14 protein-coding genes and 1 pseudogene are annotated in these 19,829 nt (G+C 37.0%); 5 read left to right on the forward strand and 10 right to left on the reverse strand.

Annotated features, from left to right (window positions below):
* The first annotated feature begins 70 nt into the window (after positions 1-70).
* Both AAA915_RS06680 and AAA915_RS06685 read left to right on the forward strand, forming a co-directional pair.
* A complete protein-coding gene (locus tag AAA915_RS06680; RefSeq protein WP_338200534.1) occupies positions 71-3,058 on the forward strand; it encodes a TIM-barrel domain-containing protein in 2,988 nt (995 codons plus the stop codon).
* 303 nt (positions 3,059-3,361) lie between these two features.
* The gene (locus AAA915_RS06685; protein WP_338200536.1) at positions 3,362-3,628 is read left to right on the forward strand and encodes a hypothetical protein; all 267 of its coding nucleotides are present in this window, start codon (positions 3,362-3,364) and stop codon (positions 3,626-3,628) included.
* A gap of 62 nt (positions 3,629-3,690) precedes the next feature.
* Here the strand turns inward: AAA915_RS06685 and AAA915_RS06690 are convergent.
* From AAA915_RS06690 to AAA915_RS06720, 7 genes and pseudogenes are all read right to left on the reverse strand, one after another.
* Positions 3,691-3,923, reverse strand: a pseudogene (locus AAA915_RS06690) (recombinase family protein); the annotation flags it as partial.
* 1,535 nt (positions 3,924-5,458) lie between these two features.
* On the reverse strand, positions 5,459-5,941 hold the full coding sequence (locus AAA915_RS06695) for a PTS sugar transporter subunit IIA (RefSeq protein ID WP_338200538.1): 483 nt from the start codon (positions 5,939-5,941) through the stop codon (positions 5,459-5,461).
* A 9-nt stretch (positions 5,942-5,950) separates the two neighbouring features.
* Positions 5,951-6,442, reverse strand: a complete 492-nt coding sequence (locus tag AAA915_RS06700; RefSeq protein ID WP_338200540.1) for a hypothetical protein — start codon at positions 6,440-6,442, stop codon at positions 5,951-5,953.
* Complete coding sequence (locus AAA915_RS06705) at positions 6,432-7,223, reverse strand: MurR/RpiR family transcriptional regulator (RefSeq protein WP_338200542.1); 792 nt, start codon at positions 7,221-7,223, stop codon at positions 6,432-6,434. The genes AAA915_RS06700 and AAA915_RS06705 overlap by 11 nt, the downstream gene beginning before the upstream one ends.
* 73 nt (positions 7,224-7,296) lie before the next feature.
* Positions 7,297-8,922, reverse strand: a complete 1,626-nt coding sequence (locus AAA915_RS06710; RefSeq protein WP_338200544.1) for an alpha-glucoside-specific PTS transporter subunit IIBC — start codon at positions 8,920-8,922, stop codon at positions 7,297-7,299.
* A 21-nt stretch (positions 8,923-8,943) separates the two neighbouring features.
* Positions 8,944-10,287: a family 4 glycosyl hydrolase gene (locus AAA915_RS06715; RefSeq protein ID WP_338200546.1), complete on the reverse strand. Its 1,344-nt coding sequence runs from the start codon at positions 10,285-10,287 to the stop codon at positions 8,944-8,946.
* Between the two features lie 234 nt (positions 10,288-10,521).
* A complete protein-coding gene (locus tag AAA915_RS06720) occupies positions 10,522-11,451 on the reverse strand; it encodes a cytochrome C5 (protein WP_338200548.1) in 930 nt (309 codons plus the stop codon).
* 150 nt (positions 11,452-11,601) lie between these two features.
* On the opposite strand from AAA915_RS06720, the gene AAA915_RS06725 reads away from it, so the two are divergent.
* A complete protein-coding gene (locus AAA915_RS06725; RefSeq protein ID WP_338200550.1) occupies positions 11,602-12,840 on the forward strand; it encodes an MFS transporter in 1,239 nt (412 codons plus the stop codon).
* A 114-nt stretch (positions 12,841-12,954) separates the two neighbouring features.
* On the opposite strand, the gene AAA915_RS06730 is transcribed toward AAA915_RS06725, so the two are convergent.
* Complete coding sequence (locus AAA915_RS06730; RefSeq protein ID WP_338200551.1) at positions 12,955-14,199, reverse strand: MFS transporter; 1,245 nt, start codon at positions 14,197-14,199, stop codon at positions 12,955-12,957.
* Positions 14,200-14,305: 106 nt separating this feature from the next.
* Between AAA915_RS06730 and AAA915_RS06735 the strand changes: the two genes are divergently transcribed.
* Together AAA915_RS06735 and AAA915_RS06740 are read left to right on the forward strand one after the other, a co-directional pair.
* Positions 14,306-15,169 (forward strand): helix-turn-helix domain-containing protein, encoded by an 864-nt coding sequence (locus AAA915_RS06735; protein ID WP_338200553.1) that lies wholly within the window; start codon positions 14,306-14,308, stop codon positions 15,167-15,169.
* Between the two features lie 196 nt (positions 15,170-15,365).
* On the forward strand, positions 15,366-16,001 hold the full coding sequence (locus tag AAA915_RS06740) for a hypothetical protein (protein ID WP_338200555.1): 636 nt from the start codon (positions 15,366-15,368) through the stop codon (positions 15,999-16,001).
* A gap of 382 nt (positions 16,002-16,383) precedes the next feature.
* Here AAA915_RS06740 and AAA915_RS06745 read toward each other — a convergent pair whose 3' ends face one another.
* The gene (locus AAA915_RS06745; RefSeq protein WP_338200557.1) at positions 16,384-17,832 is read right to left on the reverse strand and encodes a glycoside hydrolase family 1 protein; all 1,449 of its coding nucleotides are present in this window, start codon (positions 17,830-17,832) and stop codon (positions 16,384-16,386) included.
* A 12-nt stretch (positions 17,833-17,844) separates the two neighbouring features.
* Entirely contained in the window at positions 17,845-19,791 is a 1,947-nt protein-coding gene (locus tag AAA915_RS06750) for a beta-glucoside-specific PTS transporter subunit IIABC (RefSeq protein ID WP_338200559.1), read from the reverse strand.
* Positions 19,792-19,829 lie beyond the last annotated feature (38 nt).

Here is a 19,829-nt window from a genome sequence, read left to right on the forward strand (position 1 = left end):
AAATAGTACGGAAAGTTTTAGTTTTTTAGTTATAATAGTGGTGTAGGTAACTAATTAGGAAGCAAAAATCATGATTCAAAATACGCAAACAAATAAATACTCATTGGGAGCACTTACTGGTGCCAGCAAGTGTGACCACTATTATGAATTACACTTTGCCACTGGCGAAATTGCGCACTTTTACGTCTTAGCTGACGGTATTTTTCGCCTTTTAATTGATCCAGAGCAAAATTTTATTGAAAATCGAAACTCAAACATTCAGCTGTCGCAATTTGATAATACTGCTTTTACCAATTCTCAGGTCAGAGCTACCAACGATTCCTTAATCATTCATACAGGCAACTATCAAATTATTTTCGGTCAAAATCCGGCTGTGCTCAGTATTTTTGATGAATCGCTGCATCATAATAGGATGCGTCAGTCGCAGCCGCTCGAATTTAGTGAAAACGAAACGCGAGAATTTTTAGCAGAAAACCAAAACGAATTTTTCTACGGTGGTGGACTGCAAAATGGTTATTTTAGTCATAAAGGCCATAAAATCGCAATTAAGCATGATCAAATAACTGGAAAAGGCGGCGTGATTATGCCTGTTCCCTTTTTCTGGTCAAATGCCGGTTATGGTGAATTAAGAAATACCACTGCAGCGGGAAGCTATGATTTTGGTAAAACCCAGCGGGGAGCTACCATCCTCGCTCATCAAGATGCTGTTTTTGACACTTTTTACCTCCTTGGCACTACACCCAAGGAAATTTTACAGCGCTATTTCACTTTAACGGGCAAGCCGATGTTACTGCCTAAATATGCTTTAGGTCTCGGCCATATCGGCAATTTCTGCACGACCTTATGGCAGCCAAGCCATGCCCAGGAACGTAATGCCAGCAAAATTGGCAACAATTATTATACCCGTACCAAAGATGAAAATGCCGCTTCGGGTAAGGCCTCACTTAATGGCGAAGAGAACTACCAGTTTTCAGCAAGAGCGCTAATTGATCGCTATCACGCCATGCATTTTCCAATAAGCTGGTTTGTCCCTAACTATGGTGAGCAACCCGAAAATGAGCAGGCTCTTAGTTTCTTTAATGAATACGCGCAAACTCAGGGTGTTCATCCCGGATTTTGGCATCAGGGTGAAGTTGATCTACCTGAAAAAACTGACTTTACTTATACTGCAGTTGGCGAAGCAGCTCAAGATACGGCAAAACTCCAAAGTGAATCGCAAAAAGAGCGGCCTCTAGTGTTGGCTGACAGCGGCACCGCTGGCATGCAAAAAAATGCCGCACTTATTTTTGGCGATGTTGGTGGTAACTGGGACAATATTACTAATCAAGTTGCGGGATTACTGGGAGCAAATCTTTCCGGTCAGCCTTTAGTTGGGGCAGCGGTCGATGGCTTGCAAGGCGGCGGCAATGCTCAAATCAATGTCCGTGACTTTGAATGGAAAAGTTTTACCGCTTTACTATTTAACTTTGACGATCAAGGTAATTTCAGTAAAAACCCGTTTGCTTATAATAAGAAAATAACTGAAATTAATCTGGCCTATCTTAAATTGCGCCAGCATTTAGCCAGTTACATTTATACGTTAAATGAACGGGCAAAAAGCGGCGAGCTGATTATGCGGCCACTATTCAGCGAATTTCCTGATGAGCGTGCTAATTATACAGCCCAGTTTGGCAACGAGTTTATGTTGGGGCCTGACCTTTTAATTGCTCCTATTACTAATGGTCGCGAAGACAAAAACGGCGATTCTCGTAAGGATAATTTATATTTGCCAGGCAAAAAAACGCTGTGGATTGACCTTTTTACCGGTAAAAAATATGCTGGCGGCAAGGTCTACAATAATTTAACTTTCCCATTATGGCATCTGCCGGTTTTTGTTCGGGGTGGCAGTATTTTTGACTGGAATAAGCGTGATTTTCTACTTTATCCCCAAGAGCAGAGTGAAGCCATTAGCTATGACGATGATGGGACAATTGCTGCAAGTAACAACTATACTACTAAAATCTGCAGTAAAGTTGAACAGGAAAAGCTGGTGGTCACTATTGCACCGACTGAAGGTAATTTGACAAAGAAATTCGTTGAACAGCCTACCAATCTGACAATCATGTGCGATTCTTACCCTGATGCTGTAACTATTAAAATTAATGATCAAGTTGTCCCCGTAGAAGAATACGGCTCGCTGGATGCTTTCAATCATGCTCATGAAGGTATTTTTTATAATACTAATTACGGCCTCGATGAGTTTAAAAAATATCATAAGAATTCGCAGACTGCGCTGCAAATAAAATTAGCTGCCAGAGATATTACCACCACTGAAATAGAAATCACAGTCCGTAATTTCAACTATGGCAAAAACGTGTTAGTACATGAAATTACCAGTGGTGTCTTGCCGTCACCAAAACTACCGGCAGTAGACTCAAGTAAGATCTCGGCTCATTCATTTGAACTTGCCTGGCCTCATGAGAGTGCCGTGCAGATTGAAATTAATAATCTTCTTTATGTTGGCATTACCGGCAAAAGTTTTACTTTTCATGAGTTAACGCCTAATACCCGCTATATTATTAGGATGCGTTATGCAATTAAAAATAAAGTTTCTGAATGGTCTGACCTTTTCGGTGTCATTACGAAACATGCTGCCAAAGACTATGCAATTGAAAACATTGAGGTAACCAGCAATTGTGATAGTAAAGGAAACCATCCTCTGTCCTATTTAACTGATCTTAAACTAGCGAGCGAATGGCAAACTAGCCAATCTGTTTCACCTGAGCAACCGCTGGAATTAACTTTTAGCTTTGAAAAGGTTGAAAAGCTAAGCAGAATGGTTTTTGTACCTCGGAATATTGATCATAATGGTGATCCTCTTGTTGTTTCAATTGCTGTTTCAACAGATGGTGAAAACTATACTACTTACGCAGACCACTTGCAGTGGAAGGCTGATACTAAAAACAAGGTAGTAGGCTTGCGAGATGTGCGCGCTAAAAAAGTGCATCTGACGATTTATCAATCATCCGGTCCAATTGTTGCGGCAAGAGAAATTATCTTTTTCAGGGCAAAACGATAACTAAATAAAAGAAAAGCACGAAATTAATATGTACTGAGCTTCTAAAAGTTGTCCTAAATTTGGGGCTCTTTTATTTAAAAATTATATTAGACATTTAATTAGGCTTTTGACTCATGATTTGTCTATGTATTTTTGTTTTAAGGCTTTATCGAATTGAAAATATGATTATGGCCTCTATTAATTATGCAAAATAACTGTTAAGACTATATTGCTGATTAAAATCAAGATAACCTAAATTTTGGAGAGATATAATTTAAATCTCCTTATGAGCAGTGTATACTTGCACTAATACGATTTAGGAAGTTGATATTAAAGAAAAAGAAACTGGGTATGTTTGTTGCTAGAAAAGTTGGTAATTCTATAGTCCTCACGGTTCCAAGTAAGGCGGGAGTTAAACTTGGTGAACGATTTGAATTGACTCAAAAAGATAACGATACTTTAATCTATAAGAAAGCTATTGACTCTAATCCGTGGTTTAATGAAGAATGCAACGATATTGATTTTAAAAAAGAAATTGCAAAAGTAGGTAACCCCGATACTATGCAGGTTGGTAAGGAGAATATTCCGTGATAGAACCCAAACAAGGAGATATTATTTAATAGATGCTGAACCACATGCAGAACGATAAGAAGGCGACCATGATAGCGGTCCTCAGATTTAGCAATTGGGATGTGTCCTGCCGTTTCCGCTCCTTAATTCTCTTACGTTCGCTCTCACCTTGGTACTTATAAAGCTCTAGAATGAGGTTGTTCATCAGATGCTACAGGTTAGGATCTTCAAAAGGCCTCAGAAAGACGAAAAACTGCAGTGTGGCTCCCTTGCGCTTAATTGCGCCCATAATCTTAGTTAAATCCTGGTTATTCCGAAGTCCAAAAGGAATTTAATCTAATGAACAACTGGTGCTACTTAAAATTAAAAAGTATATGAAAAATCGTTTAGTAATTAATGTTAACCCCCAAAAATTAAGATAATTTAACTATAAAAATACGACCTCAAAAATTATCTTAATTTCGGAGGTCGTATCAATATCAAAATCGTGCATTGGCTTTTGCATAATAATTAGATGTCTAAGTACTAGTTATACGTCACATTTATTGACTACAAAATATTTGATTTAAATTATTTTTTGTTGCGGTCATACCAATGAAGCACACAATTAACTATAAAAATATCCAAAAGTATAATGCAAAATTGTACAAAAATATTTGTCCACCTATTAGTTATGTAAGGTGATAAATATATTTGATATATGAAAACTATAATTCCAGTCGATATTCCGTACGCTAAAGCGTTACGATATTTCACCGATTCATAATAATCAGATTCAGTCTTTTTCTTTCTATTCATTTTGTCTTTTATAAATTAAATTATTGCCAGCCCCACTGAGTAATTACTGGATAGTGATTGATGCCAGTAAGTATCCAATTAACATCAAACCAGACGCCACCTTTAATATTGTCACCAATTGTCTAACTTAGAAAAGTACCAATTGCAGCTACTATAGGGCCTCCATCAGGGCCAACAACAGCGGTGATAATAGCTGTGAGACCTGCAAGACCGCCTGTAGCAACAGTTTTAGCAGTGCATTTATCTAAAAAAACTCTAATGTAATTCCATTAAAATTCAACTATATTTACACCAAAATGATGCTTTGCGCGGGGTTGAATTTCGGAATTTTCTGTTGATAGTAAAATTCTAATTGATTTTCCAGAATTATTAATTTCAAATTCTAGAGTTGAATTTTTTGTGCTTTTATTTATAACAAAAAATGATCCACTAATAAGTCAATTGATGGGCTATTACTTCTTGAGCAGAGACATATTCAGCCTGAGTAATAACCTTTTTAACTTCTATATACAAAGCAATTTTGTTTACGATGTCTTGACTTAAGACTTTAGCTAGTTGAGCGTAAGCGGAATTATCAACAGAAGCTGCTGGCACAGTATTTGTGACAGCAAAAGCATTATTATATACTTTTCTTAATCATATATGATTAATTACAATGTAATATGTACTTAATAAAAAGTCAACAATATTTTTAATTTAATTTTTATAAATTTAGAATTAATTTAAAATTAATGTAGCTTTTATCATTTCCTCGTTTTTTCTCGGATAGTCGATCACTTAGCCACGACTAGCAGCATGTTAGTAAAATTATTTTTGGCAGCACAAATATCATTAAGGATAATATACTTTTTGCTACTTTCTTTTTTCACAAAATACACAAGTGATTTTCAAATTCAGAACAATTTTACAATTAATCTTTAGTTAACCTCATAATATATCCAAGCCTATACCTTTACAATATTAAATAAAAAACGCTCCGAGGTAGTTAAAATTGCAATTAAAACTCAGGGTTTTAATTTATTTAACTAGTCGAAGCATCTTATTTAAAAATATTTAGGCATCAAACTGAAGAGTCTGAACTGTGTCACCGTGGGTCGTATCACCTACCGACACATCAGAAACAGATTTTATGACGTCCATATTAGTATAAACAACTATTACCGTATCATCATAATTTTCAGCCGTAATCAGTTCTGTATTCATACTTGCCAAATAATCATCTTGCTTAACAGTATCGCCCTGTTTGACAGCCACTTCAAAGGGCTCACCTTTTAATTCAACAGTATCAATTCCTAAATGGATCAATATTTCTAAATTATTATCAGTGGTAATGCCAATTGCATGCTTAGTGGGAAAGACTGTAGTGACAGTTCCTGCAACAGGAGAATAAATTTTGCCATTTGTAGGCTTAATGGCGTACCCATCACCTAGCATTTTCTGAGAAAAAACTTCATCTTTCACATCTGTAATTGGCATTAGTCTTCCATCACAAGCTGCAGCCACTGTAAAACCGCGTTTTTTAAATATATTAAACATTAATTCTACCTATTTTCTAATAAATATACTAATTGTTAAAACTAAACAAAAACCGAAGATAGTCAAAAAGATAAAAGCAGGTACTTTGATAAAATTGCTTTGACATTTTAATTTGCCAGTTTGTTCATTAATACGTATGATGCCAAAAAGCGCCAAAATCAAGCAAAATATGTTACCAACCATTAACTGGCTAATCGCCTGAGTGAACATCAAAAAGTGATAATTACCCTTGCACTCAAGAATCAAATCTTTCTTGAGCCAAATATAATAGCCCATTATAAAATCTGTAAGAGCTACTATCATATCTATTGCAATCAAGGGCGTATTATTCAAAACTACATTGATGTTTTGTTTAGTAATAGATGACGCCAAAACCACAAAGCTGCCGAAAAACAAGGGAATTAAAATTAAAGCATAGATATAGGTTGTCAAAATTTTTTTAGTATCCAAATGAGCTCTATCCAAGAAACTAATCACAAAGTTGTTTATCTTACTTACCATTTTTATCACTTTTTTCTTTTTGCCAAATACCAAACTTATTTATGATGAAATCAACTAAGGTATAAGCCAGTATAAATGAAACATCATTGCTAGACGAAAATTTTACAGTTGGATAGTAGAAATTATAATCAGAAAGTGAAGCAAGCTTATTTTGCTTTAAGTCGGTAAAGGATACATAACGTAATTTGTTGTTAACCATCTCAAACTTACCAAGTTCATCATTAATTTCTTTATTATTACCCGTATAAGAAATAATAAAAAGCATGTCGCCTTTTTCCGCTATTTTTCCTATCATTTCCAGTTCACTGACAGCGGCTGGCAAAACTATTGATGAGATGCCAAAAAGTAATAACTCATGAGAAAGATAATCTGACAACATCTGTTGGATCCAACCGGTAGAGTAAATATATTTGTGCTCTGCTTTGCTCAGATCAGTAAAAAAGGGGTCTAAATTAAGTGACTGAAAGTTTTTGACTAGATTTTCTGTTTCTTTAATTAAGTCAGAACTAAAGTTATTTGTAAAAATCTTATTTTTCTCACTTTGCTCCTTCTCCAGAACCATTTCATTCAGGATAAATTTCAATTCACTATAGCCACTTAATCCCAAATGTTTGCACAAACGGAAAATCGCAGAACGCGAAACGTATAATTTGTGGGCAAGTTCAGTAAGACTTAATCCTTTGCACGCTTCTGCATTATTTATAATAAATTGAATGACCCTTATTTCAGAATCATTCAATTTACTACTATTTTGATAGACTAAATATTCTAATTTTGACATAGATCAACGCTCCATATAAAGTAATTTTACATATGACAAATTGCTTTTACCTATACAAGCGTTCTAGCCATAATTAATCTTGTTTATTATCCTGCTTTCTTAGTTCTTGCATTGCTTCAAGTACTTGGGCAACATCCAAGCCAACAATAACCTGAATCGCTTTGCCATGATGGACAACGTTAATGGCTTTAGCTGCCTTAAACTGAGCATCAGAACCCATCTTATCAGGATCAGCCACAGTAACACGCAATCTCGTAGCACATGAACTTAACTCTTTAATGTTGGAACTTCCACCTAGTAAATCTAGGAAGGCAGTTGCTCTTTCAATGTATGGATCAGTAGCAGTTTGTTCATCAGCTTGTATAACTGCTTGCTCAGCTTTTCTAGCTTGGTATTCTTTCTTGTTTATCAAATGTACTTCCTCAGTATCTTCTTCACGACCGGGAGTAATATAATTAAACTTTACGATCATATATTTAAAGATAAAGAAAGTAATAATTGCAAAGATAATCCCAATCACAATTTGGGTAAGAAAAGTTTGCCAATGGTTAGCCCACAAAGGGATCCAATTCTCTGCGGCCGTATCTATGGCACCACCAGACATATTACCAACAACACCAAAACTGAACATAATAGTGTTCATAGTAGCTGAAAGTAATGAATAAATGATCCATAAAACTGGTGCTGCAAACAAGTAAGTAAAGTCAATTGGCTCAGTAATACCAGTAAAGAAGGAAGTCAAAGCTGCTGGAATTAACAAAGCTGAAGTTTGCTTCTTTTTACTCTTTTTAGCAGTAACATAAAAGGCCAAACAAATGATGGGAGCAAGAAACATCTTTTCGTTACCATATAATTGGAAGCCCAATTGAGGGGCCAACTGTTTTAATGGTTTAGTACTCATAGCAAACTGAGTCAGGTGTCTCAACCAATAAGGTTGCAACCCCCCTGCTACTACAGCTGGACCGTATTGAAATGGAATGTACACTAAATGGTGTAACCCAGTTGGTATTAAAACCCGATTTAAAAAGTTGTAAATCCAAATACCAACGACGCCGCTGTTAACAATAAAATGCTGTAATTGCGTAATTCCCAGCTGAACTTTAGGCCAACCCCAACAGGTAATAAGTGCCAGAGGAATCATAAGGAAAAAGCCTAAAATATAAACATATGTGGACCCTTGAAAAGTTCCCAGCCAGTCCGGCAATTTCTTATCAAAGTAACGGTTATGTAGCCAAATTACTATACCAGCAACTACTAGAGCACCAATAATACTGGTGTCGAGAGTTTTGATACCTGCTATTTCTGTTAGTCCGTGGTTAGTGGAATTTTCCACAATCTGAATTTTATCAAAGTTAGGAATACCAAAGCTGGCACCCCAGTGAGTCAAAATAGCACCGACAAAATAGTTGTAAGTCATGTAAGTAATTACTGCTTCCATGGCAGCTCTACCTCTGGATTTATTTGCTAAACCAATTGGCAGACCTACAACAAAAAGCAAAGCTTCTTGCTTAAAAACTGTCCAACCACCTGCGCTAATTGTATCCCACACTGAATTCCAAGTTGTTCCTGGCCTTGCCAGAGAGCCGAAAACTGCCTGATTGGTAAACAAACTGCCAAAAGCAACGACAATTCCTGCAAATGAAAACAAAAGCACCGGTACAAACATTGCTGCACCAAACTTTTGAAACTTCTGCATCATAAGCTATCATCTCCCTAACAACTATTTAAGTTCTGGCCAGTATGGCTTGTTTTCCGGAATCATATCATCAAGAATCTTCTTAGCAACTGAAGCATCTGGGACAGTCTTATTAAGAGCAAAGGCTTGCCACATCTTGTTGTATGAATGTTGTTCATAAGCATCAACTACCAGCTTTTCACATGCTTGTTGCTCTTCCATTAATCCCTTTTGGAATCTGCCAGCCATTCCAGTTGCCATAGGTTGAACTCCATCCGCACCAAACCAGCAAGGTACTTCAACAACAGAGTCGGGATCCATATTAGCAATCGCGCCGTTATTCGGAATGTTAGCAAAGAATTTTTCGTGAGTGTTATAGGCAATCGCATGACAAATATCAACAATATAGTTAGAGTGTTCTGCACTTGCTTCCCAAATATTGCCCTTAGCTGTACCAGCTTTTACAATTCTGGCACATTCTTCGAAGACAATCTTTTGCCGGTATTCACGAATCTCATCTGTTCTAGTATGGTTAGGGTCAGCGTTTTGAACTTCATATTGTGGATAATAGTAATATTGCATATAAGTATTAGGTAAAGTTTCTGGTTCAAGAGCATAGCAGTCCTTTGCCTTCTTATATGTTTCGGCCCAACTAGCTTCAGTTTCTTTATCGTATTCGCCACCGATCCAATAGCCATTTTCAGATACATGCTTTTTGAGAAGAGGCATTAAATCTTTGCCCGTCTTTTTATCACGAACTTCTTTCCACCAGCCAAAGTGGTTTAAGCCATAGTAGTTAACATCAAGATCATGGTAGTCATTTAAGCCGCAAATATGAGCCATTCTAGTCATAATTGCTACAGGCATATCACAAATATTAATTACTTTAGCATTTGGTCTTAATCTGCGGCAAGCTTCTGCAACGATAGCTATGGTATTGGAATAGTTGATCATCCAAGCATTTGGTGAGTACTTTTCCATCCAGTCGATTATCTCAATAATAGCTGGAATAGAACGCATCCCATATGCCATTCCTCCTGGTCCGGTTGTTTCCTGGCCGTTAACGCCATATCTTAACGGAATTTTCTCATCGAGTTCACGCATGTGGTATTTACCAACCCGAATTGATCCCATAACGAAGTCAACATCTGTGAATGCTTCTTTAGGATCAGTCGTATACGAAAATTCAATTTGCGGTGCGCGTTCTTTCATAATGATTGCGCATGCATCACCAATTTTCTTTTGCCTTTCGGCATCGTTATCATAAAATTTCAGCTTTCTCAGTGGAAATCTGTCCTCGTTAGCAATCAAGCTCAAAACAAATCCTGGAGTAAAAGTACTACCACCACCTGCAATGACTACGGAATAACGTTTATCTTTTTCGGACATATTCTTCTCCTTTAATTCACTCTGCCCAACTTGAGCTGTTATTTTCTAAGCTAGCTTACTTTTATATTTATAACATCTTTCTTATTTTTTGTATCCGCTTTCCAAGAAAGTGAATACGTATTTCGCAACTTGAAATATTTGTTTCATTTTAAGAAATTAATTTCACAAAAAAACTGGCACCACTAAGGTGCCAGCATTAATGCTATTTAAGTTAAATGTTATGAGAAGACTATTTTAGACGAACCTGTCTTTTTTAATTACCCGATAAATAGAAATAATTAAAACTAACGTTGCACAGAAAATTGCAACGTAAGCCATTGGTCCAACGCTAATAGCGGCTTGTGCCTGAGCACTTGCCATCCGATTTTCCACCGCATATTCTACAATCCACTTACTCAATAAGCGCGGAGTTAATACGAAACTGATGGTTGCCACAATTGAAGCTGCTAAAGCCGTATTGCGTGAATATGGTTCACGGAAAAATTGTGCTAAAACGCAAAATGCAGGTGCAATCATTAAAAGCAATATCCACATGATAATTAAGCGTCCAGCACTGCTGTTCATCATTTGGGCACTATTAGTAGCATAGCGATATTTTCCCCAAAGTTGTCCACCAGTTAAGGTATTCAGTAAGCTTAAGAAATATGATCCTTGTTGACCATAGATACCGCCACGATTAGATAAAATTCCCTGCACAATCTGTAACCCATCGGTTGAACCAGCAGTGGAAAAGTTTACTGTTACTACTTTTTTCATGTAAGTAGCCAGAAACATGATGATCGAGCCCCCAAATTGCAATGCCCGCAACATGCTTAATTTCCTGGAGGACTTCATTTTAAATTCCAGGCTAAGAACGCGATCGGGATGGTGGCTGCGACCAATGACAAAGATACCGATTGCGACAATAACGATCAGCCCAGCAAGCAGCCACCACAGTTTAGCCATAACTAAGAAAATAGCCAAAACAACAATGGCCACCGCAACGTATGGTCGATCTGCAAAAATATCCCAGAAATTTAATTTTAAATGACGATAATCGGCACGAGTCTGAGAAGTGTCATGCCCTCTGAGTGCTGCTTTCGTCATTTTTTTATTTTGAAGCTGAGACTTTTGGTTGTATTTTTCGCGATATTCCTGCCTAGTTAAATGCGAATTTTTTTCCATAACAGCACCCCTTCCTTTCAGAAATAATATCCTAACATGATTAATATGAAAATATCAGCTATTTAGCAAATTCTTAGCAAATTTATTGTGCTAAAATATAAAAGATATCATATTTTTTAGAAAAATATTAAAAAAGAAAGCGAGGAAGTTTTGACAGATTCTAACAAATTCCCAGCTGGCTGGCATAAAGCGTTTGTGACTCTATGGCTTGGCTGCTTTATCACGGGCATGGGCTATTCCATGACGATGCCCTTTATCTCTCTATTTATCGCCGATCTGGGGCACTATAGTAAGCTGCAGATTAGCATGTATTCTGGCCTTGCTTTTGCTATGACCTTTATTGCCCAGGCAATCGTTTCGCCATATTGGGGCAACCTGGCCGACAGAAAAGGCCGTAAGTTAATGTGCATGCGTGCTTCTGGAGTCATGGCTTTGACCATTACTGCTACCGGTTTTGCTCCTAATGCTATCTACATTATTGTAATGCGTTTTATTCAGGGTGCTTTTTCCGGATATATTAACAACGCTACTGCTTTAATCGCAGGGGAAACTCCCCATAGAAAAAGCGGCTGGGTGATGAGTCAAATGATGACCGCCGGAACGGCAGGAAACTTGGTAGGACCACTTTTAGGTGGTGTTTTGTCAAACTTCTTCGGTAACTGGTTAGGTGGCGTTTGGGGCTACCGGATTCCATTTTTCATCACCGGTTTCTTGATGGTGCTCGTCTTCTTAGGCTCAACTTTCTTAGTTCATGAAAACTTTACTCCGATTTCTCGTGCAGAAATGAAGCCAATGAAAGAAATTATGCAGTCTTTGCCTAACGTTAAGCTGATTGTGGTTATGTTCGTGACTACTCTCTTAGTACAGGCTGCTAACATGTCAATTGATCCAATTGTTTCTTTGTATGTCAAATCGATGATGCCTAATAGCAAGAATATTGCATTTGTGGCGGGGATCGTAGCCGCAACCCCAGGTCTCGGAACACTGCTGGCTGCTTCCAAAATCGGACATAAAATGGATGAAATTGGACCACTAAAAATTTTACGCCTAGGTTTAATAGTAGGTGCAATTCTTTTCGTACCTATGGCTTTAACACACTCACCTTGGGTGTTGGCAGGATTGCGTTTTCTGCTGGGAATTGCCAGTGCTGCTATGCTGCCTGCAGCACAGACCGTTTTGACTCTAAATACTCCAGCCGAAAGTTTTGGCCGGATATTCAGCTATAATCAGTCTTTTCAAGCAGTCGGTTCGGTGTTTGGTTCACTAATGGGCTCCACTATCTCGGGACTGTTCAACTATGCAACTGTTTTTTGGACTACAGGTTTCACCCTACTAATTAACTTTATTCTGATCATCTTTTTCAGTTTGAGAAAAAGTCCGAATAAATAAGAACTAACTTACAACCAGCAAAGCCATCAAGTCAATTTATCTTGGTGGCTTTTTATATCTGGCTTAGAAAAAAGCTGGCAAAAAGCAACTGCGAATTTACCAGCTGAAAAACCATTAATCCTCTTTTTTGGCTGATTTTTTCATTACTACACCAGTAATAACAAAAAGCAGAACACTGACTATCAATAATCCTAAAAGAGAATATTGCACATTTGTCGCAGCCGATAAGGTAGTAAAAGCAGTTGTCATTAAGGGACTGGCAATCAATAAAATCGTATTGATCAGACCAACAGAAGACGCCAAAATTTTATGATCAACTGCACCTACCATCCACTGGGTTAATTTTGGTGTAGCAGTTCCCGCAAAAAAGCCTAAGATACAGTAAGTTATTAAACAGAACCAAATTTGTTTACTTAAAATAGCAATTATGACACTTGCTCCAGCAATATAAGCAAACATAATGATCATATAAAGGCTAACATTTTTAAATAGATTAGTACCAAAAATGCTGCCTAAGGCAGCGCCTATTCCTGCCATAGCGCCGATTAATGCAATTGTAAAACTATAGGTTCCAATGACCATTACCTGACGATTGCCCGCAATTACAATAGAAATCAGAGGCTCTATCGTGCTGAGAACTCCGTTTAAAATGGCGATTACCAGTAAGGTAGTAATTAAGCCACTAGCCTTTTTAACTTGCTTTAATGCTAAGGCCAAGGTGGACCAAAAGCCACGATCATCGACTTCTTGTGTGACAATTGAAATGCCTTTTTTTCGTTTACTCCTGGCAATATTGCAATAGATCAACCCTGCCACAACGAAAGTCAGACCGTTAATTACAGCCAGCGCAGAATATGACATGAATAACAAAAGTCCTGATCCAACAAACTGACTAATCAAAGTGATTACTTGCGAAACACCGCTAGTAAAGCCTTCGGCTTCAGCAATCTCATCCTTTTTAACCAGGCTAATAATTAGTGGTGTAGTAAGTCCGCCAGAATAAGTTCCGGCCGTATCAGAAATAAAGTTGATAATAATCACCATAATTACCAGATTCCAACCCGCAATATTCTGGCTAAAAAGAAAACCAACCAGTAAATAAAGAGCTCCTCTGATCATGGCCATCCAGACTATTTTTTGAAATTTGTTCTGCGTCCTATCAGCTAGATAGCCACCAACACTGGAGAACAGCCGGGGAACTGACTCAGAAATAGCAATTAATGACAAGGCCAGCGAATAATTTTTGAGCCGACTGGCATAAGTCATCAGCGCTAAATAGAATAAAATATCCCCCGCACTGGATAAAATACTGGCAATTGAAAACTTGCGATATTCTTTATTTTTAAAAAAGATAGTCATAATTTTTTTCTCCTTTTTAGCTTTCTTTATTTTTAATTGTACTTAAGCTAAAATTGTGAATATAAAAGTGTCATATATGAAACAAAAAAAATAATGAGGTTAAACTATGACTATCGGTGCATTACTTAGACAATACCGTTTAGAAGCTGGCAAAACTCAACGCGCATGGATTGGCGATGTTATCAGCCCCTCTTTTTACTCTAAAGTAGAAAAAGATCAGACGCGCATTTCAGCGGCAGACCTAATTGAATTATTACGGCAAAATCACGTTAACATTGCGGGTTTTTTTAAACAACTTGATTACCAGGCTGAAAGTGAAGATAATCTCAAAAAGAGGATTGTTGCCCAAATGACGGACGCTTATTATAATTTTGATACTAAGCGACTAAAAGAAATTAAACAGGCCATTGCGGGTAGCGAACTTACCAGTAAAAATGATTTAATGCTAAGTGTGAACTCAATCTTAGCTATTATAGATGGTAATAGAGAAAAATTGAGTGCTGCAGAAATTCAGCAACTTAAAAATAAATTCTTTAATGAAGAGAATTTCGACTGGAAAACTATCAAAATTTTCCTGAACTGCATGTTTTTTTATGATTTTGCCAGTGACATGATCATTACTAACAAAATTTTTCAGCAATTTAAAGATAGTGATGATGACGATATACAATTTATAGTGTTGGGAATATTAATCAATATGATTAATATGTGTCTGGAAAAAAGCAAGTACCAGGAAGCAAAGCAGTTGGTGGAAAAATCCCATGAAATTCACACTCAGCCGCTAACCTGCTTTAATAAGATGACTCTATTATTTTTAGAGAACATTATTAACTATCATTTTGATCCCAAACAGGTTCATCTAGATAATTGCGCAATGCAAATAGAAGAATTTTCCTTAATCGGCATGACTGAATATAGTAAGCAATTGCAAAAAACTGTGCAAGAAAAGACAGGTGGCAATTTAGTATAAAAAGAAGCCGGTTCCAGCATTCACTGGTAACTAGCTTTTTATTACAATTTGAATAATGAACTTTTATATTCTAAGTCCTACTAAACAGCAAAAATCGTTCGTTACTACAAAGAAAAACGCTTTCTAAAAAACCAAGACGTAGTATAATTAAATACAAATAAAATAGTTACTGCTAAATTGTGAAAGTGTGAATATCATGAAGTCAAACGAAGAAATGATTGCAGAACAACAACTTTATCCTTCGAATAATTCAGGATTTACTAACTCAGATAAAAGTGTAACTGTTGGACATAAAGTAAACATTCTGCATGTAATCCTAGGACTAGTTTTAGTCATTTTAGTGTCATTATTTATGACTGGATTTGGCTATCAACCTTGGTGGGTACTGGGACTCATAATTTTGGTGGAAATTTTTATTACTTTACCAACATGTTTTAGTGGATATTGGCAGATCAATAAAAATGGAATTACTGTAGTAAGTTATAGTTCAAATGATGCAATGAAACTTTTGCAGTTATTACATATCAAAAAAATTTATACAAAATCATACTTATTTGAAAATATAGCTAAGGCTGAAATTACATATCGTAAAAAAATTAGAATTAGTCCAATTGATTTTAATCCAGACTTTTTTAAGCTAAACTTGACTGTGAATAATGAAGCAATTCAATTAGAATTAGGAAATATTCAAGCAAAAGATTTAGTAGAAATTGTTGCCATACTAAATAATCATGGAGTAGCTGTTTATGATAGACAACAGATAATTGGGCTACTGAAAGAAAACAAAAGTTTATTTAATCATTTTCATAATGGTAAATGGGCATCATTATAGTTGGCGTTAGGGCCAAGAAAGATACAACCTGCTGAATTTTCTGTTGGAATATGAAAAAGTAGTGTTAATGGATGATCCTGCTTAAGTAGATAATGCACAACTGCATTGTCCACAAAAGCAGGATTTTTTGTTGAGTCTATGATTAACGCAATATGTTAAAAGTTACAATTATCCAAGTAGATTAAGTACCGAGAAGTTAACACAAAAATATGCCTGCTATCAGTTTAATGAAATGGAATATCCAACTAAATTCTAAATAATCAAAAAGGCGACTTTTGTCACCTTTTTATTATACCTAGATATTATTCGTGTTAAAGGATAGTATATAAAAACCCCGAAATTAAGATGATTTAATTTCGAGGTTAGTAGTAATTTATTACAACTAGGCTAGATCAGCACCATTGGTAGAAATAACCTTCTTGTACCAGTCAAATGACTTCTTCTTGTAGCGCTTAAAGGTTCCGTGACCTTCATCATCTTCATCAACATAGATAAAGCCATAGCGCTTGGACATTTCACCAGTTGAGGCACTAACTAGGTCGATGCAACCCCAAGGAGTATAACCCATGACGTCAACGCCATCGTCGATTGCCTGAGAAATAGCTTCAATATGTTCACGCAAATAATCAATCCGGTAATCATCTGCAACATAATGGTTTTCATCCGGCTTGTCTACCGCACCTAAACCATTTTCAACAATGAATACAGGTTTTTGATAGCGATCTGACAGTTGATTTAAGGCAATTCTAAGACCAGTAGGGTCAATCTGCCAGCCCCAGTCACTGCTCTTTAAGAATGGGTTCTTAACGCCGCCCATCAAGTTACCATTTGTTGTTTCTTGATTTTCATGAGTAACGTCAACTACAGAAGACATGTAGTAACTAAAGCCAATATAGTCAACTGGATATTGAGCTAACAATGCCAGTTCTTCATCAGTGTAATCAAGGTCTGCTAATTTAACACCTTGTCGAGCCAATAAGCTCTTTGTATAAGCAGGATAGTGACCCCTTACTTGAACATCAGCGCAGAAAAAGTTATTAGCCTGGTTGTCTTGCAAGGTAGCCAATTGGTTCTTAGGGTTAGAGTCATAACTATAAGTAGTAGCATACAAAATCATGCAGCCGATTTTAAGATCAGGATCAAGTTCGTGACCAATCTTAACAGCTTTAGAACTACCAACGAATTGGTTATGCCAAGCCTGAAAGATATTTCTTCTGTCTTCCAGACTATCACTAGCTGTCATTCCTTGACTCATGATCGGGAAGTGAGCAGCACTATTGATTTCGTTAAAAGTCATCCAGTACTTAACTTTATCATGATATCTGGTTAGAACTGTGCGGGCAAAACGTTCATAAAATGTTATCAGTTTCTTATTTTTCCAGCCGCCATATTCATTTATTAAATGAAGAGGCAATTCATAGTGAGAAATAGTAATTACAGGTTCGATATTATACTTCAAGCACTCATCAATTAGTGAATCGTAAAATTTTAAGCCCTCTTCATTAGGTTTTTCCTCGTCACCATTAGGGAAAATACGTGACCAGGCAATTGAAAAGCGATAGCACTTAAAGCCCATTTCACCAAAAAGCGCAATATCTTCCTTATAGTGATGATAATGATCAATACCTACATGATTGGGATAAAAATATTTAGAATCCATTTTAAAATCAAAACCTGGATCATTAATTATTTTCATACGGTCTTTACCGCCTGGTAAAACGTCTGGCAAGGATAAGCCTTTGCCTCCTTCTTGGTAGGCACCTTCTAATTGGTTAGCAGCAGTAGCACCGCCCCATAAAAATCCTTTAGGAAAATTATTTGTAGTCATCATTTTCTCCTTTCGTTATTTTAAATCTAGTAATGCATCCCCAATGGTTATTGTACCATTTGCAACTGCATTAACTTCATGATAATTATTAGAATTAGTAACAACTACTGGTGTTGCAGTTTCAAAACCGGCTTTTTTGACGGCTTCCAGATCAAAGTTAATTAAAGGTTCACCCTTTTTAACTTTCTGATCCTTTTTAACTAAAGTAGTAAAGCCTTTACCATCAAGTTCAACTGTATCCATACCGATGTGAATCATTACCTCTGCACCACTATTGGATTTAAGACCAATAGCGTGTCCTGTAGGGAAAACCATCACTACTTCACCATCAAGAGGTGAGCAAACTTGACCATCTTTAGGTTTAATCGCAATGCCTTTACCCATTGAGCCGCTAGAAAAAACTTCATCTTTAACCTGGCTTAATGGTACAACCTGGCCAGTTAACGGAGCTACTAATTTTTCTTCCTTATTAGATGAAGCTTCCGGCTTAACAGCTGCTGAATCTGCAGAGCTATTTGTTGCAGCAGAACCTGCAGTTTGTTCAGCTAAATTCTCATCTACACTTTTCTTACCCAAAAGCATTTGCAATATAAAGCCTAAAATGATTGCCGCAGCCATACCAATCATCAAGCCATATACACCCATGTCAATGCCATTTTTACCCATAGCACATGGAATTGCGAAGATACCCATTCCGGCCATTATGTAAGTTTTTGTGCCAAAGAGTCCAATTAATCCGCCACCAACGGCAGAAGCAATACAGCTAAGAATGAACGGCTTCTTGCGTGGTAATGTCAAGCCATAAATAGCTGGTTCAGTAACACCGAAGATCCCTGATACAAATGCGGGAATAGCCAGACTACGAGTTTTTTCATCTTTTGTTTGAAAAATCATAGCTAAAACCACACCAGTTTGAGCAAAGGAGGCTGCAAATGATAAACCAATAATCGGGTCAAAGCCCATGGCAGCAATGTTAGTCATCATAACCGCCACGAAACCCCAATGAACGCCAAAGATGACAAATACCTGCCAAAATGCACCCATTAAAATACCAGCAATCACCGGGCTAAAGTTGTAAATCGCACTCACAATTTCCGCAACCCCATTACCCAGCCAAGTTGCAACAGGGCCAATTACAAGAAAAGTAACCGGAACTGTAATTAATAAAACGATAAATGGTACTAAGAAAGTTTTAACAACATCTGGAACTATTTTACGAGCGACTTTTTGCACCTTAGAAGCAAACCAGACCGCAATAATAATTGGGATAACCGATGAAGTATAATTCATTGAAATTACCGGAATGCCCAAAAAGGTCATGTGAACTGGTGCTTCCAAGAATGTGCCCTTAAATACTGTATACAATGCAGTTTTACTGCCAGTCATTGCCACAATAGAAGGATAACAAAGTGCAGCTCCAAGGGTGGCACCTAAATATGTGTTGATGCCAAATTTTTTCGCTGAAGAAATTCCTAAAATAATAGGTAAGAAATAGAATAAACTGTCGCCAATAGCGTTTAAAATGACATATGTTCCAGAAGTTGCTGATAGCCAGCCAAACGCTAAAAACATTGCATTAAAGCCTTTAATCATACCACCAGCACACATTGCACCTAAAAGCGGATTAAAAATGCCGGAAATCAAGTCAATAAATCTATCAGCCAAGCTCATATTGCTGTTGTCAGCGGCAGTAGCAGAAATACTGCCGCCACCAGAAAATCCACCCACTTTAACCAGTGTGTCATAGACATCGGCAACGTTATTACCAATGACTACTTGGTATTGACCGCCAGACTTGACAACAGAAATTACGCCATCAGTGGCTTTTAATTTGTCATCGTTAGCCTTTTTCATATCTTTTAATTTAAAACGCAAGCGCGTAGTGCAGTGAACCACACTAACCACGTTGTCTTTACCGCCAACGTCAGCGATAATTTCGTTACTTAAATCTTCGTATGCCATTTTTCCTCCTAAATATCAAAACCCGGGAACTTCAAGAA

Source organism: Lactobacillus rizhaonensis (assembly GCF_036246345.1).
GTDB classification, from domain to species: Bacteria; Bacillota; Bacilli; order Lactobacillales; family Lactobacillaceae; genus Lactobacillus; species Lactobacillus rizhaonensis.